This window comes from Neobacillus drentensis, assembly GCF_036965645.1.
In the GTDB taxonomy this organism is placed as follows: domain Bacteria; phylum Bacillota; class Bacilli; order Bacillales; family Cytobacillaceae; genus Neobacillus; species Neobacillus drentensis_D.
Genome location: NZ_JBALPZ010000265.1, coordinates 1 through 3,069 on the forward strand (window position 1 = coordinate 1; position 3,069 = coordinate 3,069).

Genomic DNA, 3,069 nt, shown 5'->3' on the forward strand with positions numbered 1-3,069 from the left:
CTCTTATATTTATAATATTTCACAAGAGCGAATTTATGAAATATGTTAAATGATATCAAAAAATCTGTTTGTCGGATACAAACAGATTTTTTGAATACTAGGCCTCTCCCAAGTCCTTTGGTCTAGCCTCAATCCTATTTTTATAATAAAGAATAGCATCGACAATTCTCTTAGAGGCATTGCCATCGCCATAAGGGTTGGATGCCTTTGACATTGAATCATGGATTTCTTTATTACTTAACAGCTCATCAGCTAAATTAAAAATGACTTCTTCCTCCGTACCGGCTAACTTAAGAGTCCCTGCTTCGACACCTTCTGGACGTTCTGTCGTATCCCTAAGGACCAATACAGGAACTCCAAGCGAAGGAGCCTCTTCCTGGACGCCGCCAGAATCAGTAAGAATTAGGTAAGCCTTAGAGGCAAAATTGTGGAAGTCAATGACATCTAATGGCTCAATTAACTGGATCCGATTATTGTCGCCAAGAATTTTATCCGCAATTTGTCTGACAACTGGATTCATATGTACTGGGTAGACCACTTGGATATCCTCATGTTTTTCCACTAGCCTTCTGATGGCACTAAACATGTTTTCCATTGGCTTTCCTAAATTCTCTCTTCTATGTGCGGTCATAAGGACTAACCGATCATTCCCCAGCTTTTCAAGAACAGGATGGGAGTAGTCAGATTTAACAGTTGTTTTTAAGGCATCAATGGCCGTGTTCCCCGTAACGAAAATAGTGTTCTCCTGCTTGTTTTCTTGAAGGAGATTACTCTTGGATTGACTTGTAGGGGAAAAATGTAAATCAGCCATCACTCCAGTTAATTGACGATTCATCTCTTCCGGATATGGCGAAAATTTATTCCATGTTCGAAGGCCTGCTTCCACATGTCCAATCGGAACGGAATTATAGAAAGCTGCTAGACTTGCAACAAAAGTAGTTGTGGTATCTCCATGAACCAATACGATATCCGGTTTTACTTCTTGAAGTACCTTATTTAGACCATCCAAGCCTCGGATTGTAACATCTACCAATGTTTGACGGTCTTTCATGATGTTTAAGTCGTAGTCAGGAGTAATTTCAAAAATCTCCAATACCTGATCTAGCATTTGACGATGCTGTGCCGTCACCGTCACAATGGATTCGATGGTGTCGTTATTTTTTTCTAGTTCTTTCACTAATGGAGCCATTTTGATAGCTTCCGGCCTTGTGCCGAATACGGTCATTACTTTTACTTTTTTATTCAAAGAATTTTCCTCCTATTTTTGTAATTACTAAAAGATGATGTACCTTTATATCATAATTATAGTAAACAAAACAATCAAACAAATGATTTCGCCATAACAATATTATTTATCTTTATCTTACAAGTATTCTTGTTATTTTAATGCTGCTAAACACCCGATTACCACTTGCAGAGTTTTTCCGTTTTATATTCTCATTTGTTATAATTATATAAAAACATTAGATTAGAGGGTCCAAATCATGCACATTCTAATACCTATATTCTTTAATGCACCTTTAGGCGGACTACACTTAAATGCGATGTCAACTGCATTACACTGTAAAAAAAATGGTCATGATGTTACTGTGGTATGTAAAAAAGGGATCTTTACGGAAAAACTTAGAAAAGCCAATATAAACATAATTAATACGAACTTTAATGATAGTGAATATCCACTTACGGTAAACAAAATATTGGAGCTGAATCGAACAAAAAAAATAGATATAATTCATAGCCATCCCTTCCAATCCCGTAAATTAACGATACTATTATCAAGAATATTAGATGTGCCTTTTTTTGTTACCATTCATGGGAGACATACCGACAATATTGAAACATATATCGATAAAGTTGAAATGGTTTTTACAGTTTCTGAAGGGGTAAAGGACTTTGTTAAAGAACATTTAACAAAAAAAGGGCTCCGAAAATACTTTTATAAGCTCTTGGTTGTTCCTAATGGGGTAGACATGGAACTATTTAAGCGGGTTAACAACTCTAGATTTATTGATAATACTGAAAGGTTTAAAATCTCGCTTGTATCAAGACTAGATAAAGACAAAGAATTTATTATTGATATTTTCTACAAGGCACTAAGGTTTGCAAAAAATAATTTTTCACAAAAAGTTTATTGGACCATTGTAGGCGATGGTACATTAAAAGAAGAAATGCAACGTAAAGTTAAGGAAATCAATAATGGTGATTTTGTAAAGTTTGTAGGTTGGAAGGAAAATAACGAGTTATTAATGGAATATATAGATAGTGATGTTATAATTGCCCCTGGCCGTAGTGCACTTGAGGGCATGAGCTGTGGAAAGCCAGTTATTGCAATTGGAAGTAAGGCATATATTGGATTAATCGATAAGGAAAACTGGTTAAAAGGTGTATATGCTAACTTTGGCGGAATCGGGAATAAAATCGAAGATTATATTGAAGGTTCCATTGAAAATGACATTAAACGAGTAATTGAAGACGGCTTGCTACGGCAAGAACTTGAGGAATTGGGGCCTAATCTAATTAGCCAATTTTATAAAGAAGAGGAAGCTAATAGCAATTTACTCCGATTTTTTCAAATGATCAGGAGTAATATAACCAAACAAAAAGAAACAAATCAAGAGGATTTATCGGAACAAATCTCCTCATATTTAATTGAAACCAATATCAAAAATACCTTGCTCACTCAACTTACAAATAAGGAAATTAAAATAGAGGTAGTATGCCACGATTATGAAAACATTGAATTTGCTTGGTATATTTTTAAAGAAAACAATGTAATACAAAAAATATATTACTCTTCATCTAATTCCATTAATTATAAATTTAATGAACCCGGCAAATATAGAATAAGATGTTTTCTAAGAAAAGAACAAGCATCTTTTTCATTTTTAACCAAAGTAATAAATGTTAAAATATAATGCTATGTAATACATTGGCAGGGATAACCCCTGCCTTTTCTATTTCTGTAAAGAATCTTTCTTTGACCACCCAATCACACAAAAAAATATAGAGTTATTTTGCCATTTTGACTGCTGTGGTATATTTTGAACTTGTCTTGTCTTCTTTATTTTT

Annotated in this window: 2 protein-coding genes; one reads left to right on the forward strand and one right to left on the reverse strand. The window is 34.2% G+C overall.

All coding sequences use genetic code 11. The features are described from left to right. Nucleotides 1–97 precede the first annotated feature (97 nt). On the reverse strand, nt 98–1,225 hold the full coding sequence (gene wecB, locus V7266_RS30090; protein ID WP_420491522.1) for a non-hydrolyzing UDP-N-acetylglucosamine 2-epimerase: 1,128 nt from the start codon (nt 1,223–1,225) through the stop codon (nt 98–100). A 259-nt stretch (nt 1,226–1,484) separates the two neighbouring features. On the opposite strand from wecB, the gene V7266_RS30095 reads away from it, so the two are divergent. After that, nucleotides 1,485–2,915 carry a glycosyltransferase family 4 protein gene (locus V7266_RS30095; RefSeq protein ID WP_335472935.1) on the forward strand — a complete coding sequence of 477 codons (1,431 nt, stop codon included), beginning with the start codon at nt 1,485–1,487 and terminating at the stop codon, nt 2,913–2,915. The last annotated feature ends 154 nt before the right edge of the window (nt 2,916–3,069 follow it).

Excerpts from the sequence above, each read along its gene's own strand:
- wecB (WP_420491522.1), bottom strand. The coding sequence starts at position 1,225 with ATGACCGTATTCGGCACAAGGCCGGAAGCTATCAAAATGGCTCCATTA.
- V7266_RS30095 (WP_335472935.1), top strand. The coding sequence starts at position 1,485 with ATGCACATTCTAATACCTATATTCTTTAATGCACCTTTAGGCGGACTA.